The sequence below is a fragment of the Shouchella xiaoxiensis genome, from assembly GCF_016907895.1.
In the GTDB taxonomy this organism is placed as follows: domain Bacteria; phylum Bacillota; class Bacilli; order Bacillales; family Bacillaceae_D; genus Shouchella; species Shouchella xiaoxiensis.
In genome coordinates this window covers 14434-34006 of the sequence record NZ_JAFBCV010000023.1, presented here as the reverse complement: position 1 = coordinate 34006, position 19573 = coordinate 14434, and the positions used below count along the sequence as shown (strand labels likewise).

Sequence of the window (19573 nt, the reverse complement as noted above, 5' to 3'; positions counted from 1 at the left end):
AGCTGGAGATCATCAAACAAGAAGGCAACTGGCTTCAAGTGAAGGCCGGCTCGCAAACAGGTTGGGTTTCTTCTGACCATGTGAAGACGAGTGGCCAAGAGTCTACAATAAAAAGTGGTACTACGACCGCAAGAGTCAACTTGCGTACTGGTGCAGGAACAAATAACAGGATCCTCACCACACTTAATATTGGACAAAAGTTCGAGATTATTAAAGAACAGAACGGCTGGTATCAAGTTGCCGTAGGTTCACAAACTGGTTGGGTTTCCGCTGAATATGTACAAATAGGTAATGCGCAGCAAAAAATTCAAGTAATGGCTCGGACATTTAGTATGAGTTTTGAAGAACCTGTTGAAGAAGCTAAATCTGAGCCTAGCACAGATGTAACTATTGAGGCTGACGTTATTGAAGAAGAAACCGAGTCTATTTCTGACGATGCGGTAGAAGTAACTATTTCTGAACTTAGCTCAGATGAAACTGTCGAATCTGACGTTGTTGAGGATGAATTAGAGGCTCCTTCTGATGAAACTGTAGAAGAAACTACTTCTGAGCCTAGCACAGATGAAACTGCTGAGGTTGATGTTGTCGAGGATCAATTAGAGGCTTCTTCTGATGAAGCAGTTGAAGAAACTACTTCTGATTCTAGCTCAGACGAAACTGTCGAGACTGACGCTGTTGAGGATCAATTAGACGCTCCTTCTGATGAAGCAGTTGAAGAAACTACATCTGATTCTAGCACAGATGAAACTGCTGAGGTTGATGTTGTTGAAGATGAATTAGAGGCTCCTTCTAATGAAGCGGCAGAAGAAACTTCGTCTGAACCTAGCTCAGACGAAAATGTCGAGGCTGACGTTGTTAAGGAAGAGGTAGACATCCCTGCTGAAGTTGAGACTGATTCTGATGAGATCACGTTAGATAGCCACGCAATTTTAAATGAAAAAACGTTCCTCCTTTCAACTCCAACACAAGGAGATCTAACAGAGATTGAATTAGAGACTGGGGACGAAGTGAAAATAATTGAGCAAACCGGAGATTTTGCACTTGTTGAATTTGAAGACAAACAAGGATGGATTATGGTTAAGTCTTTAGCTATTTAAGTTTCCTATAAACAAAAAAAAGCACCTGGACTGTTGTAAATTCTTAACAGTCCAGGTGCTTTTTAAACATTTCTTTCACGTGATATATTCCTGAATTTATTTTTACTTATTTCTTCTAATTAAATCCGTCGCTTTTAATGCAACTTTAACAGATCTTCTTTGCAACGTCTTTTGCTGCTTTTTTATGACTTTTTCTGCTTTATTAAGCTTTTCGTTCGATTCTTTGAGTTTATTCTTTAATTTAATTTCTTTTTGTTCTGCTCTTTTTTCAGCTAATGGAAAATAGTCTTCAAAACGTTGTACTATTTCTTCTGATGAACAAGCTGTTATTGGATATATAGGCTTAAGTTGTTCTACATTCGCCATTTTAATATCTAATGGCGCTGTATAAGCAAGACCAGTGTTTTTATTTTTATAAATATGATCGATCCCATTATTATCAAGGAAGTCAATAAATTTGTCGAAGTTTTTACCCTGTACTTTTTCTGGAGCATGAAAATCGACTCTATCTATTAAATCCTCTAATCGGGTATTTTCAGTTAATTCATTTGCAAAAACATAAGTTAATTGATGATACTCAGCTAATTCTCTCATTCTAGCATCTTTTGGAAGCAATATACTTGGGGTGCCAGCAATAGTTGCTGTAATATTCCCATGTAATCTAGCACCAAAACTTAGATCAACATCTTTTAGAAAATCTATCCATGTTTTAGCATTTAAGAAAAACGGTACTCTACCTCTCATATATACTTCATCTGACATCTTAGTAGGATAATTATCATTATCTTTTAATTTACCCGTTCCTGTATAAACTAATGTCATTTCCTTCATCCATTGTGGAATGAAATAATGGTCAGGATACTCCTCCATCGTTCTACTAATAAAACTTAGAACATTGTCAGGTGATAACATGGATGAATTCACTGCTATTTTAGACTCTCTAGATATGTTTGTATCTCTGATTTGTAATTCTCTACCAAAAGTATACATTGACGGACACCCAATAACTGTATGATCTACGCCTTCTTTAAAACCTAATTTACTTAAATATTTTGCTGTTATTTCTCCTCTAACTCCAATAATACTAGATTTTTTAAGTACTGCTTTTACAAATTCTCTAACTGCATCATCAAAAGGAAATCCTTTATCCAAATTCGGTTCAAATGATGCTCTAAGACCGACTCCAATTACATAAACAGGAATTGTTAACTTATTTATTAGCGAAGTGTATTTTTTTAATTGAGGTATAAACTGTTCTCTAAAAGCGTCAGCTAATGGAATAACGTATGCATCATAATTAGTATTTATAAACTCAGCATTCTCAGGCTCTATCTTATAATAATCTGGAACTATAGTTGTATTCTCTGTTGTTAAAGTTCGATAGATTGAATATGCATAAATTAAATTTCCTACATTTCCGCCTATTGAATTATTGAATAATATCTCAGTTGGTTTAAAACTTTCTAATGGTGAAATTCCTGATCTTATTAATATCTTTTTCATAATTAAACTCCTTAAATCAATTTATTCATCTATAACAAGTGAGTTATATTTGCTCTGGGTTGTTTTCTAAAATAACTTGGTCTACAAATCTTCGAGAAGCAAATCCATCTTGATGATCAAAGAAATAATCAACAAAAGGTTTAATTTTTTGCTTTTCAAAATCTTTATTTATAATACTCGAGATAATATCTTCAGTGTTCTTTGCCAGTGTACCTGGAATAAATGATTGATATTCAAAATAGAAGTCGCGTTGGCGGATATAATCCTCGACATCATAAGCAAAGAATATCATTGGTTTGTTTAATAAGGCAAATTCAAAACACACCGATGAGTAATCAGTAATTAATATATCTGTTATGAAAAGCAAATCATTTACTTCTCTGTACTCTGAAAAATCATAAAAGAAATCAACATATTGATACGGAATCGTTACTTTGTTATTCACAAACGGATGAATTTTAAAGATAAAAACATATTCATCTTTTAGATTATCGTAAAGCTCTTTAAAATTCAATACATCAAATGGATAGTGCGCTGAGCTCTGCCCATTGCCTCTAAATGTCGGTGCAAATAAAATGACTTTCTTTCCTTTTAAAAATGGGTATTCATCGTAAAGCTCTTCTTTTTTTGCATTTTTGTAAGTATCATCAAAGAAAACATCCGTTCTTGGAGCACCTATTGGAACAATTGTTTCTTCCTCTTTAATTCCAAAACCTTCAGCGTAATGCCTTCCTACATTTTTTGAACTGACTATTGCTTTTGTATAATTACGATGGTTCTTTGATTTAATTGATGGACCACCAGGTCGTCCAACTCGACTATAGCCAAATGTTTTAAATGCTCCAACAGCATGCCATACTTGAATTAAATCAGCTTCTTTTCGAATCCGTAATGGATAAATCATTGGATAGAAATCATCCAATATAATTTTCTTGGAGGTTGCACTCCATAATGCTAAATTCCAAATGTCTTTAAATGTTTTCTTCTCATCAATTGATTCTTTTAACATGTATTTGTAATCAATATCTAGATTTCTACTTATCATTTCATCATGAATAAAACCAAAGTTTCCGTTTAATTCAGTCCGGCTATCTGTAGCAAACAACACTCTATTCTTTTTTATTGGAAGAAAGTTAAAAATCATATATAAAAGTTTAAATACATATTTTCTCATGAACTTGTATTGTTTAGATTTTACGTTTTGATACTCAAGTTCTGCCGGATTAATATCTTTTAGCTTAGTTGAAACAATTTCTAGCGTTTTTTTCTTCCGATTATAGGTAGCCATTAAATTATGAAGAAGAAACCTCTTAGAGGAGAAATACTCCATTTTTGTTGAATGAAAACCATTCTGGATTAAATCTTCTATATTTCCCAGTGGTAATAATGCTTCTTGATAAATTGAGTTGTCATCTTTTACGCAAACTTGAATGTATGTTTCATAAGTACCTTCAGGTAATGGTTCGGCTTTTAATGTTACTTGAGAAAAGTTAATCTCTACTTCGAACCCAGCCCACTTATGTTTCTTCTGCTGTTCTGGACTCATAAGGGAATTAATTTCTAAATCAATTACCGGAAATTCATAAACACACGATTCTTCATTTGTATTCTGCAGGATTAAACTCTTACTCACTTGATCTTCATGAGTGACATTCGTATCGTTTATAAAAGCATAGCCCGATATTTTTAGGAAAGAGCCATTCCAATTCATTTCCGTTATTTGTTTTGTACCTGGACGATTTAATTGCTCTTTATCTATCTTATTTAACCTTTTTAACTCTTCAGCAAGCTCTTTGTCTGTGATGGTTATAATGCCATCATCAGTCGCTTGTTGATCACTTTCTTCCCTCATCTGAACGTGAAGCCTCCTTTACTAACCACTAAAAAAGCCATCAATGGGATTCATTAACACGTAGACGTTATTTATCCGCCATTGTGGCTCTATTTATTATATTTTCCACTCCATCACGGTTTTACCCCAACTGGATACTAAGTCTTCTTCAAACGCACGATCAATGTGCTTAATCGCAGATACTTCAATGACATTCGATACTAGATGGCTAAGATAATCAATCACATCTTTGTTTTCTTTTAAGAAATCAACCGTTTCCTGAAAATCAATTGTACCACTTCTGCTACTTCCAAATAAAGTTAATCCTTTTTCGAGCACTAAACGAGTGTTGATTTCAATAGGTAACTCGCTTACTCCGAGCAAAGAAATTGACCCCATTGGTTTTATGCAATCAATTATCTGATCGACCGCAGATTCGCTACCTCTTCCACCAACACATTCGAAAGCATGGTCAATTGCGTAACCAGTTGGAATATCATTTATAAGAATTTTTTCATCTATAAAGGTAAAATAATCGAGCTTATGTTCATTCTTGCCAAAAACAACTAACTCCGTTTCAGGGTATTCTTTTTTTAGGATCAATGCTGTAATGTAACCTAAATTGCCATCGCCCCAAATACCTATCTTTTCTTTACGTACGTGTGTTTTTTCTTTGAAACGTCTTACTGCGTGCATAGCAACACTAACTAGTTCCAAGAATGCCGAAGTATGATTGTCTAATTCCTCAAAAATTGGCACTAACCGGTCACTTTCCATGAAGACATAATCTTGAGTAAAACCATCGTATCCACTTGACCGAAACTTACTGCTTGGGAGGTAATTTTCATCAATCACTTCATCATTTTCAACTGGAGTATTGGGAACCATTACAACTGTTTGTCCTATTTTGAAGCGGTTAGAAGGATCAAAAACGATTTCTCCTACCCCCTCATGAATCAATGCCATTGGCAGCTTTTTTTTCAGCACACTTGCTTCTCGCCGCCCTTGATAATAACGTTGATCAGCAGCGCAAACGGACAAGAATTTTGGTCTGACAATCACTTTGTCTGTGTTTAAAGAAAGATCTCTATATGTTATTTCAAATCGTCCAGGGGAAACCAGTCTATAAATTTGATTTATCATGATGCCCTCCTACAATTCTTCTTCCGTATCGACATTTGTAATTTCTGAATCACGTATAATAGCTTCTGCTACTTTAAGATCATAAGCTGTTGTAATTTTAATATTGAATACTTCACCTTTCACTAACCTTACCTGCTGTCCTTTCAATAACAAAATCTTTGCAGCATCAGACAGAATATTGCGTTCGTCCTCTGTTAATGATTGATACGTATCTTTTAGAACTTTGATATTAAAGCTTTGTGGAGTCTGTCCTTGGTACATGTGATCACGCACAGGTATGTTCGATATAAAGAAATCATCTTTTGATTCAACTATCGTATCAATTGCATCAATCACAGTATCCACAGCACCGTAGCGTAATGTCTCATTAATATTCTCTTCAATAATTCTATGTGTTAAAAAAGGTCTTACCGAGTCGTGAGTTACAATAATATCATCATCATTAATTCCTTGTTGGTTTTCGATATGAGTAACAGCATTCATAATCGTTTCATTACGTGAGCTACCGCCCTCAATGACTTCAATACGGTCTGTAAGGGGTAAATGTTTATTGAGAATATCCTTTGTATAAGTCATCCATTTCTTAGGAGCAACAATATAAATTTTATCAAACTTACGATTAAGCATGAATTTTTCAACTGTGTGTATTAAAATTGGTGTTTTGTTTAAGTTAAGAAATTGCTTCGGTAGTTTAGTATTCCCCATTCTTGTTCCTTGCCCACCTGCTAATATGGCAGCATAAATCATTTTCTTCGCCTCTCTCTCAATAATCTCTAATTTTTTTTACTATATCATATATGTTCGTTTGTTGACTTCACTTAACCATTTGTTTAATGAATTCCACTTGTTTCTTTAATACAGGTTGCTGATTATCTTTCGAATAAAAAATATCTCTAACGCGAGTGCGCTCATCAAGATAATCCTTATTAACTGCCTCTCTGTTCTTAAGCGCATCTAATAGTTGTTCAAATGTATGCACTTTAGGGCCGGGTGTGACATCCTCGTAATTAAAATACATTTCGTTAGAGTGTGTTAAGTAGTATGATAAGTCAAATGGATAAAAGATAACTGGTCGATTCAATAGCAAATAATCTGTGTAGCAGCTGGAGTAATCCGTAATTAAAAGGTCTGTATATTTTAACAGAAGTTGAGGCTCAATATCCTGTTCGCTTACATCAATAACATTCGATAACCCTTTAGGTATTGTTCCTTTGCTATACATGTGTCGTTTTAAGATAAAAAGCAATTCATTCTCATGACAAAACTTATTAAGCGAGAAAAAATCAATTACATTGTTTATATCCGGATCATCCAATCCATGGTTTCGATGAGTTGGCATATACGTGATTGTCTTTGAAAAACGAATGACATCATCTACATTTTCGTCTTCTATTGTGTCCTTATAAAAAACATCATTTCTGACTTGTCCAAGCATTGGTAAATGGGACTTATCCAAAGTAAACGTTTCTGGAAAAAAAGTAGACACCGTCTCACTTGTTGAAAACACATAATTTGTTTTTCCGCGATTCGTTTGTTCTACGAGCATTTTGAAATAACGTATTACTTTATTTTTTTCATGTAATGCTCGGTAAGTAAATGTTTGAGACCTTGCTGCCCAAACCTTTTTTAAACCTACACCATGCCAAGTATTAATTGAAGTAACTCCACCAAGAAGGACTTTATTAAAGTCATCATGTATTGAATGGGAATGGACAGCCGTACTTGCCCTTAACTGTAATACCATTCCTTTTAGCGAACGATGATAATATGCCTGCTGGTTTTGATCTCTAATTTGTTTAATGGTTTCTTTATTTTTGGTTATCCATACTGATTGTAAATTCTCTATTTTAGTTATTTCTTCAAACAGATATTTAGTATTTCCTCTGTAGGCTTTTCCATTTTCACCTCCAAAAATAATTAGGTTTTTATTTTTTGGAACCCATTTGGATAGTTGATAGACAAAAACAACAGGTATACGTTTAACGACAGAGGCAAACATTCGGCCAATTTTTTTCATATTTAATAGCCCCTCCATCTACTGCTTAATTTTCATATAAGTCATAAATCCTCTTAAAGCCACTTTCATTGTATAAAATAGTAAAAAGATGATTGAAAAATAATAATAAACGTTGATCGTTTCAAACAGCAGTTCAATCGGGATGATGACCACCATTAAAGTGAAAAATCCTGGCATTCCTGTCCAAAAAGCAATCTGATCAAATGTCGATTGTTTACGCAATTGATATACTGGATCATCATTAACCGAAGTTGAGAATGTAATCTCAAATGCAAGAGGGATTTGCAAGCCAAGAAAAGCGATTGTTGTTCCAATATATATAAGGACAAGTGGCATAAATTCCATTAATCCTAATAGATAAATGATGGAAAGGACAATTCCAATCGTAATAATAACCGTGTTTCCTCTAATGATATTATCTAAGAACTCCCCTTTTTTTGAGGTCTTATTTCGCAATCGAGCCATCTCTCCATCAACGCAATCAAATAAGTAACCCAAGATATAACAAATAAGTCCTAATAGTAGAGCCAATGGTGTAGCTGGAATAAGCACTAGTCCTGTTAAAAAGAAAAAAATTAAAGATAATAGACTAACAAAATTAGGCGGCAATCCAATTTTATTAAAGAATAGCGTTACATAAATTGAGATACGCCTTAAAAAATAGCGCGCAAACGGCTCTTCAACAGCTGCTGGTTTTTGACACTTTGACCGTAACGCTTTTATATTATCGCTTTCCCACTTTATAGTAGGGTATTCCGTTTTCACTTTAGTCAACTTCCTCTCACATGTACATTCCTTTTCCATAAACAAGCCCCGCACCATATTCGGGCAGGGCTCATTCGTACAATTAACTACGACCTTACTTGCTTAGGTGCTCCGCTACTTTGTTTGTACCTTTTGGTTTTCTTTACTGGCTCACCTTCAGACTTTGCCTTATTAATTACAACGAGAATTGTCTGCATCAGAATGGTGCAATCTAACCAGATTGAGTAGTTCCGAATATAATGGAGATCAAATTTAAGCTTCTTATCTGCATTTGTTGTATACTTTCCCATTACTTGTGCGTAACCAGTAATACCTGGTTTAATCGCATGTCGGTAATTAAACCACTTATTTTCTCGTTGAAACTGTTCAACGAAAAAGTCGCGTTCAGGGCGTGGTCCGATAAGCGACATATCTCCTTTTAAGACATTAAGCAACTGGGGCAATTCGTCTATTCGTGTTTTTCGAATGAATTTACCGATCTTCGTAATGCGATCGTCGTTTGTTTGTGCTAATACTGGACCTGTTTTTGACTCAGCATCCATTACCATTGATCGGAATTTAAGAATATGAAACGGTTGATGGTTTTTCCCAATTCGTTCTTGTCTAAAGAATATTGGACCTCCGTCTTCAAGCTTTATTCCTATTGCCGCAATAACCATCACCGGTAGAGTAGCGATGACCATTAACGCAGATGCCACTAAATCAACTGCTCTTTTAATCAGTAATTGAGTAAGCGTTAATGTAAACGGCTTAACCTGCATAACCATCGTATCGTCCATAGTGGTAACCGATGTATTCATTAGTAACATATCATTTACTTGCGGTACGACATAAACAAGCTTCTTCTTTTTCATTGCATGAAACATCAATCGGTCTTTTTTGTCTTCATCTAAATTTGAGCCAAGGAAAACAACATTGTATTGATTGATCTTACTCCGTAATTGAGCAAGGGATTCGCGCTTGTCATACCATCTCACATAGCTGCTTTTTGAAAGGAACGAAGCTAAACTATCTTCCATTTCATCAAATTCTTTTTCAGTACCGATGAACATAACTTTCCCTTTTCGTGATAGCTGACTGTATTTCGTGTAAGCGGACTTCCACATAAACAGCGCGATAAATGCTATTACATGTGCTGATAGCAAAACAGATCGTGGCATTGCAAACTCTCGGAAAAAAAACGATACAGTCATTGTTAGCAACAAGATAAACGTAACAGCAATCGCTAATTTTCTTATTATATCCCACATATCGTATTGTACTAAACGATCAAGTTCATAAATTCCGAGGAACAATACGCTTATAAGCAAAATCCAAGGAATAATTGATCCGAACGCATCGTAGTTTTTTGGTGTCATTTGATCATTAAAAATTAAAAATGCTAAACCGTATGAAAGAACAATTATTATTAAATCGACGAGCATCGTTAGGCCACGTGTCGTCCGATTTGGGATCATATTTGGCATATGCATGACTCCTAGTTTCATAGTGTTTCAACCTAACGATTATTTTATCATAAGATAGAAAGAATGTCTTTTAAGTCCTTGAGCTTTCAATAAATACCATAGCGCTTGGCATTGTTACATGATTTTTCATATCTGAAGACTTATAAACATAAATTAAGTTCTTGCTTTCCAAAACGCTTTTGAGAAAAACGCACTAAATGAACCAAAACCTCGAAAAAAATGCAGGACAAAGAATGTCATCGCACAAGGAACCAGCCACTGATAGCCATTTAATTTAGCAAAGCGTCTTGAAGCAACCAGCGTTAAAGCCGCATAAATCGCTACAACTGCTGCAAAAATAACTGCAATGGTTGAACTAAAAAGGGAGCCTACTACAAACAGTAATCCCACAAGAAAAGCGACGATCGGAATTTTATGTCGTGTACCTAGTGCTCCTGGCGTTGTTCGGTTAGCGATGATATTCCACTTACCGTCATCTAACGACTTTTGTATCAACCCCTTTAATGTTGTTCGAACGAAATACGTTGATGTAATGGTAGTCGATAAGAAAAATGTTTTGTTTTTATCTCTCATACGTTTATGAAATTCGATATCTTCATTTCGTTTCAAACGTTCTTCAAATCCACCTACTTCTTTAAATACACTGCTCTTATATGCACCATAAGGAACGGTATCGACATATCCTTCCCAAACACGCCCTTCAAGCGTTCGAAACATCGAATTCCCGACACCTAATCGATGGGAATAAACGTATTCGTTCAGTTTGCCTTGCTTGCCCGTTCCTCTTGACTGAATGATGCCTCCAACCACGTCCGCCTTCGGTTGCTTTGCAATGACTTCAGCATAATTAGCTAGAAAATCCGTAGGTATGGATGTATGACCGTCAATTCGTAGCACATAATTTCCTTCAGCATGATCAATTCCCAAATTCCAACCAACCGGAAGTGTTTTTTGAGGATTATTGATCAATTTTATTTGTGGATATTTTTGGGCATAGTCCTTCACAATTTTTTTCGTTTGGTCTGTTGACTCGCCATCGACAACAATTAATTCCATTTCGTATGAGCCTTTATCTTGGTTTAAGACATTGTCGAGTAAATTAGCAATATAGCGCTCTTCGTTTCGAACAACTAATAAGATAGATAAATAAATACGATCCTTCATTTACATAATCTCCTTCACCTTTAACACAAACAACAGCTGTTTCCATTTCTCCAAGAGTCATAATAACATAAAAATTTAACACTTTTATCATTAACTCTTTCTAAGTTTGTTAACCATGCTTATAATAGATTGTAGATATTTGTCAGAAAGGACGTTTTTTTGTGAAAAAAACCGTATTTCCGCTTTTAATTGTCTTAAGTTTAGCTGGAATTATTTTTAGCCATTTTTATTATCAGAATCAAGTTGAAGAAATTGCTAATCAAGCTGTAAATCGAACAAGTCCTACTTCAACTGCTTCTACGAACCAAGAAGAACAACAGCAGGACGAAGGAACTGATATTGAGATTTATGAACAAGGTTGGTTAGGAAATTTTCTTCAATTGAATGATCAACAAGAGCACCATGTCCTCTTTTTTGGATCCGATTCACTTGAAAGCACTGGGTCTGGTCAGGGGTGGCCGGAGATTGTGATGGAAGAAACCTCAGCTGCAATTGACCCTTTGGCTATTCAAACCGACTTAGTCATTGTTGACAGTGACACGATATCGTCAAATGTAACGGATAAATGGCTGGATGACATTATTGAAGCCGAGCCGACTATTCTTATCGCAGAGTCATTAACGTTGAATGATAATTCACACGCAGAAACGATTCCACCGCAGGAATCTGTTGAATACTTAAATGAGTTTTTCACTGATTTAAAGAATGAATTACCTGAACTAGAAATTATTCTCGTTCCTTCAAATCCATTAGTCCAAGCTAGTTTTTATCCGATTCAAATCAACGCATTGAATCAACAAGCAGACTCTTTACCAGTTCATTATTTTGATCACTGGCCTTACTGGCCAGAAGAGCCAGCTGAGCGTGATCTTCTATTAACAAATGGAAAACCCAATGATGATGGGCAGCAATTATGGGCTGACGCGTTTCTCGAATTTTTTATTGATTCATAAGCTTACGTGATAGGTTTAATCTCTTTTCATTTCTGCTAAATTCGATATAATGGGGGGCGTTCTGCTTTTTTGGCAGGGCGCTGTTTTTTGTCGAAAAAACGTTGAGAATTCGTTATCCACAGCTTAAGCCTATACGGGGTCACGGTTTTCGCGTTTGCCCACAGGTTGGGGATAGAATCAATATGTTGATTTCTTTCCGTTTATCGTCTACCATATGTGGTATTATATCTAGACCATTACGTACTGGAGTTGAACTGCCAATGAAAATTTTATTTGATTCCAGAACAGGCAATGTCAAGCGCTTTACAGAGAAACTTTCACTTCATTGTGAGCAAATTACGAAGGACACAGAAGTGGACGAGCCATTTATTCTTATTACGTACACAACTGGCTTTGGCGATCTTTCCGCTAAAACCCGTCACTTCTTAGAAAACAACCATGGTTGGCTTAAAGGCGTTGCTGCGAGCGGAAACCGCATCTGGGGCGATCGTTTTGCAAGGAGCGCTCATACAATTGCCGATACTTATGGCGTACCTATTATTCATACATTCGAGTTAAGCGGAACATCAAATGATGTTCACACGTTTACACAGGGGGTCTATTCCATTGACAACATCAACACAACATCAAGTACCAAAGTGGGTTCAGCTTAACAATGAGCTCATGATTTCAAAAGACGGCAGCTATCAATTCAGTAAGGATAAAGATGCTGTACATAGCTACTTTGTAGATCACGTAAATCAGAATACCGTTTTCTTTCATGATTTAGAAGAAAAAATGGAATACCTGATTGAAAATGATTATTACGAAGAAAACTTACTCGAGCTTTATACAATGGATCAAATTAAAGAAGTTATGAATGTGGCTTACAACAAAAAATTCCGCTTTCCTTCTTTTATGAGTGCTTTTAAATTTTACAATGACTATGCCCTCAAAACAAATGATAAAAGCAAAATCCTTGAACGCTATGAAGATCGTGTCGCAATCGTCGCCCTCTTTTTCGGAAATGGTGATATCGAAAAAGCGAAAGCGCTCGTTAGCTCTATGATTTCTCAAGAATTTCAACCTGCAACACCAACATTCTTGAACGCAGGACGTAAGCGCCGTGGCGAACTTGTTTCTTGTTTCTTACTCGAAATTAATGATTCTCTAAACGATATTAGTCGCGCCGTGGACATTTCAATGCAGCTTTCGAAATTAGGCGGTGGTGTCGCTCTTAATTTATCGAAACTCCGTGCGAAAGGCGAAGCGATTAAAGATGTAGCGAATGCGACTAAAGGGGTTGTTGGCGTTATGAAACTGCTTGATAACGCCTTCCGCTATGCCGATCAAATGGGTCAACGTCAAGGATCCGGTGCTGCGTATTTAAACATTTTCCATGCTGACATTAATGACTTTTTAGATACAAGAAAAATTTCTGCTGATGAAGATGTTCGAGTGAAAACATTATCTATCGGCGTTGTTATCCCTGATAAATTCATTGAGTTGATGCGTGAAGATAAAGATGCTTATTTATTTTACCCTCATACAGTTTTCAAAGCCTATGGTGAACATCTCGATGAAATGAATATGGACGAAATGTATGACACGCTTGTTGACGACCCATGCGTTCGTAAAGAGAAAATCAACCCGCGACGCTTGTTCCAAAAACTAGCCATTCTGCGTTCCGAATCAGGGTATCCATATATCATGTTTGCTGACAATGTAAACAAAGCTCATGCCAACAATCATATTAGTAATGTGAAGTTTTCAAATTTATGTTCTGAGATTCTACAAGCATCAAAAGTTTCAACGTACACGGATTACGATCAAGAAGATGACGTTGGTTTAGACATTTCTTGTAACCTAGGTTCCATTAATATTATGAACGTCATGAAAAACAAATCGCTTGAAAAGACAGTCGCTCTAGCAACGGATGCCCTTACTCGTGTATCTGAATCAACAAACATCACAAATGCTCCTGCTGTTCGTCGTGGGAACCAGAAAATGAAATCAATTGGTCTTGGGGCAATGAATTTACACGGATACTTAGCTGAAAAGCATATTCCATATGAGAGTCCTGAAGCGCGTGATTTTGCTAACACATTCTTCATGGCGATGAACTTCTTCTCCATTAAACGTTCGGCTGAGATTGCAAGAGACCGTCAAGAAACGTACTATGGCTATGAAGAAAGCACCTATGCTACTGGTGAATACTTCAGTCAATATGTAGAACAAGATTTCACACCGCAATATGAAAATGTACAAGCGTTGTTTGATGGAATGTTTGTTCCGACAAAAGAAGATTGGCGAGAGCTAAAAGCCTTTGTTTCTGAGCACGGTTTGTACCATAGCTATCGCTTGGCCATCGCTCCTACTGGTTCAATCTCTTATGTTCAATCAGCAACGGCGAGCGTTATGCCTATTATGGAACGAATTGAAGAAAGAACGTACGGCAATTCAAAAACGTATTACCCAATGCCTGGTCTTGATGCGAGCAACTGGTTCTTCTTTAAAGAAGCTTATGACATGGATATGTTTAAAGTTGTTGATATGATTGCGACGATCCAGCAGCATATCGATCAAGGAATTAGCTTTACATTATTCTTAAAAGACACAATGACAACACGAGATTTAAACCGAATTGACCTTTATTCACACCATAAAGGGATCAAAACGATCTACTATGCACGCACAAAAGACACGGGCCAAGATAACTGCCTTTCTTGTGTAGTCTAAGCGGATTATTTCGTTTCAATATAAAGGAGAGTGCTTATGACACACGTATACGATGCGGCCAATTGGTCCAAGCATGAAGATGATTTTACACAAATGTTTTATAACCAGAACGTGAAACAATTCTGGCTTCCAGAGGAGGTTGCCTTAAACGGTGACCTTCTCACATGGAAGTATCTTTCAGCTGCTGAAAAAGATACGTTTATGAAAGTTCTTGCTGGCTTAACGCTACTTGACACAGAACAAGGCAATACAGGTATGCCAATAGTCGCTGAACATGTAGAAGGACATCAGCGTAAAGCGGTCTTAAACTTTATGGCAATGATGGAAAATGCCGTTCATGCGAAGTCTTATTCGAATATCTTTATGACGCTTGCAACTACTGAGCAAATTAACGATGTGTTTGAATGGGTGAAAGAGAATCCGCGTTTACAGAAAAAAGCCAATACCATTGTTTCCATCTATAAATCGATTCGCTCTGGAGACGAGATCTCGCTGTTTAAAGCAATGGTTGCTTCCGTCTATCTTGAAAGCTTCTTATTTTATAGCGGCTTTTACTACCCGCTTTATTTTTATGGACAAGGAAAACTAATGCAGAGTGGCGAGATTATTAACTTAATTCTACGTGATGAAGCGATTCACGGCGTGTATATTGGTCTACTTGCCCAAGAGATCTACAATAAACAAACACCTGAAACGCAAAGCGAACTAAGAGAGTATGCACTCGATTTACTGAAAGACCTCTATAAAAATGAATTAGCTTATACGGAAGAGCTTTATGATCCAGTAGGTTTATCACATGATGTAAAAAAGTTTATTCGCTACAATGCCAATAAAGCCTTAATGAATCTTGGGTTTGATCCTTACTATGAAGATGAAGAAATTAACCCGATTGTCTTAAATGGTTTAAATACAAAAACGAAATCCCATGATTTCTTCTCAATGAAAGGAAATGGGTATAAGAAAGCGACTGTTGAACCACTTCGAGATGACGATTTCTTTTTTCCAGAACCTCAAGCAAAAGTAACGCAAGAGCAGGTTTAACACCTGCTCTTTTTCCATGTAAACAATAATATCCACTTGCGCTGCAAGGGACAGTATATGATAATATACAGGTTAAGCAAAGTGACTTTAAGTCACTTTTTTCGTCAGGAGGAACCAATTGTGGGAAAAATGGATGAAATGATCGTTGTTGCACCTCGTAAACATGTTTTTCATAATGAAACACTCTCTTTTCAAGGTGTAGCGAGCGGACATGAAAAAGTAGCTACCATTATGAACCGAATTAATCGCCATTTCAGTGAGATGCGTCGTGGAAATGCCGAGGAAGATCCGGCTTACAAGCAACCAATTCCTTACGTTGTTATACGTAGAGGCAATGAAATTTACTCTTATGAGCGCCTAAAAGGCGGCGGAGAATCCCGTCTCCATCAGAAATTATCAATTGGATTTGGTGGCCATATGAATGCCGTTTCCTCATCAAGCTTCACGGATATGCTGGAAGCAAACACTGAACGAGAATTACATGAAGAACTTTTCTTTGATAAAAACAAGAAAAAAGCAATGAAAACCATTGGATTAATTAACGATGATGAAAACGAAGTTGGACGCGTCCATATTGGGATCTTATCTGTATTAGATTTGGAAGAAGACGCTGAAGTTTCCGTTAGAGAAACAAATCAGTTAGCTGGTAATTGGATTACATTAGAAGACTTACTAACCGATGAAACGTATAATCGATTAGAAACATGGTCTCAATTTGTTGTTGATATCTTAAAAAAATAGAGATGTATTCATATCTATAAAAAGAGAGCTTCTACGCAGGCTCTCTTTTGCTTTATTTAATTGTGGCACCGAGAGCATTCTCGAAATGGCGCAAAGCCCATTCATGACCGACCTGATCAAAACTCGCTACTGCCTCTTTATAAATGGTTATTTTATAGCCAAGTGAATAGGCGTACACGGCAGTATGTAACACACAAATATCAGTCACATCACCAACAAGATGAACTTCATTAATGCCTCTTTCACGCAAAATTAAATCTAAATTTGTTCCAACAAAGGCTGAGTACCGTGTTTTATCAAGCCAAACCACATGGGATTTCTGTTTAATCATGTCATATTGATCTTTCACTTTTCCATAGAGCTCTCGACCTTTTGTCTGACGAATATTATGAGGCGGATATAAATTCGTTTCAGGGTGCATCGGATCATTCTCTTCATGTATATCTACCGCATACACAATGAACTCTTGCTCTTGGTGGAATTGATTTACTTTTTCCAAGATAGCTGATTCAATTTTTTGTCCAGGCTCACCTACCGTTAAAGCACCATTATCAGCAATAAAATCATTTGTATAGTCAATGACAATCAACGCTTTATTCATGACCATTCCTCCCTTTTCTTCCATTGTACAATAAATGTGTACAACTACCTCCATTTTTGATACGGTTTTAAGGAGTACAACAAGAAGGAGGCATTTCAATGAAGACAATTCAAGAACTGGAAGCACAGTTAGCTGAGTTAAAAAGTGATTTTATTAGACTGCAGGGTGATGTTGAAAAAATAGAATCCATCGGTGGAAATGTTGCCCAATCTGTCAAACAGCTCATAAACTTAGAAGATGAAATCGCCCAAGTTCGTAAGGAATTAAATAACGCATTGCAAGAAGGCCAAGAGAAGTAATTCTCTTGGCTTTTTTCATTCTATCCGCCCTTCCTGCATATCTATCAGTAAGTCATCCATTCACAAGGGAGTGTGGAAGTAGATGCAAATTCATGTTGTACAGCAAGGAGAGTCGTTAAATGGGATTTCTCAAGCATATAGTACGTCAGCCCAATCGATCATAGAAGCAAATGAGTTAGACGCACCTAATGAGCTAGTTGTCGGTCAGACACTGGTCATTCCGATTTATGGTCGCTATTATTTTGTTCAACCGGGGGATACTTTGACATTACTTGCAAGACGCTTTGGCATCTCTGTTCAAGAAATTGCAAATCAAAATCAAATCCAATTAAATCAAACACTAACGCCAGGCTTACGGCTTTACCTCCCTCCTGCTCCTAAAACGGAAATAGAATCTAATGCTTACATTGAACCGATGGGCGGATATGTTAGTGATTCACTCTTAGCTCAAGCTAGGGATACCGCTCCTGATTTAACCTATCTCGCTCCATTTAGTTATCAAATTTCTCGTGATGGCAGTATCGATCAAGTTCCCTTAAGTGACCTACCTGATATTGCAGCAGAATCGAATGCCTCGCTTATGATGGTCATTACAAACTTGGAAGATGGCGCTTTTAGTGGAGAACTAGGTCAAGTCGTTTTAGAAAATGATGCCTTACAAAATACGTTATTGGATTCCATTGTAGCTGAGGCAAATCGGGTTGGACGCTTTTCAGATGTTCATTTTGATTTTGAGTTTCTCCCGGCATCGATGAGAGAACCTTACAATCAATTCTTACGTAAAGCTGTAGCAAGACTTCACCCAGAAGGTCTTCTTGTTTCAACAGCGTTAGCACCAAAAACAAGTGCGGCACAAGCCGGCCAATGGTATGAAGCCCATGATTATCGGGCGCATGGAGAAATTGTCGATTTTGTCGTTTTAATGACTTACGAATGGGGCTATTCAGGTGGACCACCACTAGCAGTCTCACCAATTGGTCCGGTTACAGACGTTGTTGAGTACGCCTTAACCGAAATGCCAGCTGATAAGATTATGCTTGGTCAAAATCTTTATGGCTATGACTGGACCTTACCTTTTGTTGAAGGAGGCGACTATGCGCGTGCCGTCAGTCCACAGCAAGCCATTACTATTGCGCGCGAAAATCAAGTTGCCATTCAGTATGATTCGGATGCACAAGCCCCTTACTTCTTCTATACAGATAACGAGGGTGCGGAGCATGAAGTCTGGTTTGAAGATGGACGATCAATTCAAGCAAAATTTGATTTAATTCAACAGTATCAATTGAGAGGCATTAGCTACTGGAAATTAGGACTTTCCTTTCCGCAGAACTGGTTGCTCTTAAGTGATCGTTTTTACATTAACAAAAGAGGATAATAGCTACCCTTGTTGAAAAGTCAACAAGGGTTTATTCTTTCGCTAAAACGTGTATAGTCTTTTAAATAATATTGAAAGAAGGTAATCAATATGGCAGAAAATGTGGCAATTATAACAGGTGCAGCTGCTGGGATTGGCAGAGCTACCGCTATTGCTTTGGCTGAAAAAGAAACACCTCTTGCGCTCATTGATCAAAATAAAGAAAAAATGCTCGCCATTAAGAAACAGTATCCTCATGTAGACATATCAATTTATCAAGCCGATATTGGTGATGCTCGTCAGCAAGAAATCGTTTTTCGAGATATTTCAGCAAATCATGCTTCTATTTCTTTCCTTTTTGCAAACGCCGGCATAAACGGTACATTTACTTCTATTGAAGAATTTTCGCCCGAAGATTGGGACAAGACCATTCAAACCAATCTGACTGGCACTTTTTTAAGCATTAAATACGCTATTCCTTTAATGAAACAAAAGGGAGGGAGTATTGTGATTACAAGTTCAGTTAACGGGACCCGCGTCTTCTCTAATGTAGGTATGTCTGCTTACAGCTCTTCGAAAGCGGCCTTGGTTGCTTTTGGAAAAATGGCCGCGCTTGAGCTCTCACATTACCACATTCGCGTCAATATTCTCTTGCCTGGTGCGATTCAAACAGATATTGATGAGCGTACATACAGGCATGACGAGACCTTAAAAGATCTAGAATTCAATAAAAAAACAAAACCATTTCCAACACCTGCTGGTACGCCTGAACAAGTGGCAGAAACGGTTTTGTTCCTAGCCTCCGATGCGTCTAAACACATTAGCGGTACGGAAATTATTATTGATGCTGCTCAAACCCTCGTATAATGATAAAGAGCCT

The 19573-nt window shown here is 37.0% G+C and carries 18 protein-coding genes; 9 read left to right on the top strand and 9 right to left on the bottom strand.

Translation table 11 applies throughout. The features are described 5' to 3' along the window. Window positions 1-1097, top strand: a 1097-nt coding sequence (locus JOC54_RS21740) for an SH3 domain-containing protein (protein ID WP_204469154.1), incomplete at its 5' end; no start/stop codon positions are given. Window positions 1098-1199: 102 nt separating this feature from the next. Here JOC54_RS21740 and JOC54_RS21735 read toward each other — a convergent pair. The 8 genes from JOC54_RS21735 to JOC54_RS21700 all read right to left on the bottom strand — a co-directional run bounded on the left by JOC54_RS21735 (window position 1200) and on the right by JOC54_RS21700 (window position 10986). Beyond that, window positions 1200-2600, bottom strand: a complete 1401-nt coding sequence (locus tag JOC54_RS21735) for a polysaccharide pyruvyl transferase family protein (protein WP_204469151.1) — start codon at window positions 2598-2600, stop codon at window positions 1200-1202. Window positions 2601-2643: 43 nt separating this feature from the next. Further along, entirely contained in the window at window positions 2644-4452 is a 1809-nt protein-coding gene (locus JOC54_RS21730; RefSeq protein ID WP_239586877.1) for a CDP-glycerol glycerophosphotransferase family protein, read from the bottom strand. A 96-nt stretch (window positions 4453-4548) separates the two neighbouring features. Further along, window positions 4549-5574 carry a ribitol-5-phosphate dehydrogenase gene (locus tag JOC54_RS21725; protein WP_204469149.1) on the bottom strand — a complete coding sequence of 342 codons (1026 nt, stop codon included), beginning with the start codon at window positions 5572-5574 and terminating at the stop codon, window positions 4549-4551. Between the two features lie 9 nt (window positions 5575-5583). Continuing rightward, the gene (locus JOC54_RS21720) at window positions 5584-6321 is read right to left on the bottom strand and encodes an IspD/TarI family cytidylyltransferase (protein ID WP_204469147.1); all 738 of its coding nucleotides are present in this window, start codon (window positions 6319-6321) and stop codon (window positions 5584-5586) included. Window positions 6322-6388: 67 nt separating this feature from the next. After that, complete coding sequence (locus JOC54_RS21715; protein WP_204469145.1) at window positions 6389-7591, bottom strand: CDP-glycerol glycerophosphotransferase family protein; 1203 nt, start codon at window positions 7589-7591, stop codon at window positions 6389-6391. A gap of 18 nt (window positions 7592-7609) precedes the next feature. Continuing rightward, complete coding sequence (locus tag JOC54_RS21710) at window positions 7610-8356, bottom strand: CDP-alcohol phosphatidyltransferase family protein (protein WP_051992679.1); 747 nt, start codon at window positions 8354-8356, stop codon at window positions 7610-7612. 86 nt (window positions 8357-8442) lie between these two features. Continuing rightward, window positions 8443-9822 carry a sugar transferase gene (locus tag JOC54_RS21705; RefSeq protein WP_035421840.1) on the bottom strand — a complete coding sequence of 460 codons (1380 nt, stop codon included), beginning with the start codon at window positions 9820-9822 and terminating at the stop codon, window positions 8443-8445. A gap of 153 nt (window positions 9823-9975) precedes the next feature. Beyond that, window positions 9976-10986 carry a glycosyltransferase family 2 protein gene (locus tag JOC54_RS21700; protein ID WP_204469143.1) on the bottom strand — a complete coding sequence of 337 codons (1011 nt, stop codon included), beginning with the start codon at window positions 10984-10986 and terminating at the stop codon, window positions 9976-9978. 161 nt (window positions 10987-11147) lie between these two features. On the opposite strand from JOC54_RS21700, the gene JOC54_RS21695 reads away from it, so the two are divergent. The 5 genes from JOC54_RS21695 to JOC54_RS21675 all read left to right on the top strand — a co-directional run bounded on the left by JOC54_RS21695 (window position 11148) and on the right by JOC54_RS21675 (window position 16439). Continuing rightward, complete coding sequence (locus JOC54_RS21695) at window positions 11148-11939, top strand: SGNH/GDSL hydrolase family protein (protein WP_204469140.1); 792 nt, start codon at window positions 11148-11150, stop codon at window positions 11937-11939. Between the two features lie 260 nt (window positions 11940-12199). Next, complete coding sequence (gene nrdI / locus JOC54_RS21690; protein ID WP_035421846.1) at window positions 12200-12592, top strand: class Ib ribonucleoside-diphosphate reductase assembly flavoprotein NrdI; 393 nt, start codon at window positions 12200-12202, stop codon at window positions 12590-12592. A 10-nt stretch (window positions 12593-12602) separates the two neighbouring features. Continuing rightward, on the top strand, window positions 12603-14657 hold the full coding sequence (gene nrdE / locus JOC54_RS21685; protein WP_239586879.1) for a class 1b ribonucleoside-diphosphate reductase subunit alpha: 2055 nt from the start codon (window positions 12603-12605) through the stop codon (window positions 14655-14657). A gap of 36 nt (window positions 14658-14693) precedes the next feature. Further along, window positions 14694-15698, top strand: a complete 1005-nt coding sequence (gene nrdF, locus JOC54_RS21680) for a class 1b ribonucleoside-diphosphate reductase subunit beta (RefSeq protein ID WP_035421850.1) — start codon at window positions 14694-14696, stop codon at window positions 15696-15698. Window positions 15699-15818: 120 nt separating this feature from the next. Beyond that, window positions 15819-16439, top strand: coding sequence for a hypothetical protein (locus JOC54_RS21675; protein ID WP_204469138.1), 621 nt, complete (start codon window positions 15819-15821; stop codon window positions 16437-16439). A gap of 52 nt (window positions 16440-16491) precedes the next feature. Here the strand turns inward: JOC54_RS21675 and JOC54_RS21670 are convergent, their stop codons facing one another. Then, a complete protein-coding gene (locus JOC54_RS21670) occupies window positions 16492-17040 on the bottom strand; it encodes a cysteine hydrolase family protein (protein ID WP_204469135.1) in 549 nt (182 codons plus the stop codon). A gap of 98 nt (window positions 17041-17138) precedes the next feature. Between JOC54_RS21670 and JOC54_RS21665 the strand changes: the two genes are divergently transcribed. From JOC54_RS21665 to JOC54_RS21655, 3 genes are all read left to right on the top strand, one after another. Next, the gene (locus JOC54_RS21665) at window positions 17139-17339 is read left to right on the top strand and encodes an SE1832 family protein (protein WP_204469133.1); all 201 of its coding nucleotides are present in this window, start codon (window positions 17139-17141) and stop codon (window positions 17337-17339) included. A gap of 82 nt (window positions 17340-17421) precedes the next feature. Next, complete coding sequence (locus tag JOC54_RS21660) at window positions 17422-18714, top strand: glycoside hydrolase family 18 protein (protein ID WP_204469130.1); 1293 nt, start codon at window positions 17422-17424, stop codon at window positions 18712-18714. A 90-nt stretch (window positions 18715-18804) separates the two neighbouring features. Continuing rightward, on the top strand, window positions 18805-19560 hold the full coding sequence (locus JOC54_RS21655; RefSeq protein ID WP_204469128.1) for an SDR family oxidoreductase: 756 nt from the start codon (window positions 18805-18807) through the stop codon (window positions 19558-19560). Window positions 19561-19573 lie beyond the last annotated feature (13 nt).